Source organism: Oleiphilus sp. HI0123 (assembly GCF_001635315.1).
In genome coordinates, this window is sequence record NZ_LWGE01000314.1 from 1 (window position 1) to 1,336 (window position 1,336).

At 44.6% G+C, this 1,336-nt stretch carries 1 protein-coding gene; it reads left to right on the forward strand.

What is annotated here, in order from left to right:
• Position 1: 1 nt before the first annotated feature.
• Positions 2-1,246: an FtsX-like permease family protein gene (locus A3761_RS03010; protein ID WP_068749789.1), complete on the forward strand. Its 1,245-nt coding sequence runs from the start codon at positions 2-4 to the stop codon at positions 1,244-1,246.
• The last annotated feature ends 90 nt before the right edge of the window (positions 1,247-1,336 follow it).

The window sequence follows — 1,336 nt, forward strand, 5'->3', positions numbered from 1 at the left end:
GATGAAGCTAACGCTGAAAAGTATCCTCAACCGGAAATTTACCAGTGGCTTAACCTTGTTTAGTATTTGTATCAGCGTTTTTCTATTACTGAGTGTCGATACGGTGCGTAAAGAGGCTAAGCATAGTTTTACCAATACGATTTCAGGCACAGACTTATTAGTCGGCGCGAGAAGTGGTTCGGTGCAGTTGTTATTGTATTCCGTTTTTTGTATTGGCAATGCAACCAACAATATCGGCTGGGATAGTTATCAAAAAATCTCTTCACACAAGTCGGTTGCCTGGGCTATTCCAATTTCACTTGGGGACTCTCACAAAGGCTATAGAGTGATGGGCACCACGCAGGATTATTTCAAACACTACCGCTTTGCTGATGACAGAGGGCTGGACTTCGAGCAAGGGAAGCACTTTGACGGGGTTTATGATGCGGTGATTGGTGCTGAGATTGCGGAAAGCTTAGGCTATAAAATTGGTGATCAGCTGACCTTGGCGCACGGTGTTAACGATACCGGGTTCTCCCGGCATGATGATAAACCTTTTATACTAACTGGCATACTTGCCCGCACAGGCACGCCTGTTGATCGAACGATTCATGTTAGTTTGGAAGGTATTGAAGCATTACATATTGATTGGCAGTCGGGTACACAATCTCGGAACAAGGTCACTGCAGAACAAACGCTAGAAATGGATCTTCAACCAAAACAAATCACGGCATTTATGCTGGGCTTAAAGTCGAAAATGGAAATTTTCCGTATCCAGCGAGCGATAAACAAATACAAAAAAGAACCCTTATTAGCTGTATTGCCAGGCCTTGCTTTGGGGGAATTGTGGCAGTTAATTGGTGTGGCCGAAAAGGCTTTGCTGATTATTGCAGTCTTCGTTTTATTGAATAGCTTCGTTGGCTTATTAACGGGTATTCTTAGCAGTTTAAATGAACGTCGGCGCGAAATTGCGATTCTCCGTTCTTTAGGTTGCCGGCCGAACCAGATATTTGTACTGCTGGCCTCAGAGTCCTTGCTGTTTGCAGTGCTTGGGTGTGCGCTAGGGTTGGCGGTATTTTTCGGTGCTGTATTGATGAGTCAATCCTTATTGCAAGGCTATGGCTTAACGATATCGCTGACTAGCTTCGGTTCTGAGCAGCTTGCCTTGGTGGCAGCGGTCGTCGGTATGAGTTTGTTAATCGGCTGTATACCGGGCTATCGAGCCTATAAACAATCTTTAGCTGACGGCATGTCGATCAAACTTTAGGAGAAAGTAAATGAAGCTACTAAGAGTGCTTTTAGTTGTGTTGCTTGTTGTCTCTCCGCTTGCTTTTGCAATAGGGAAAGACACGTATAA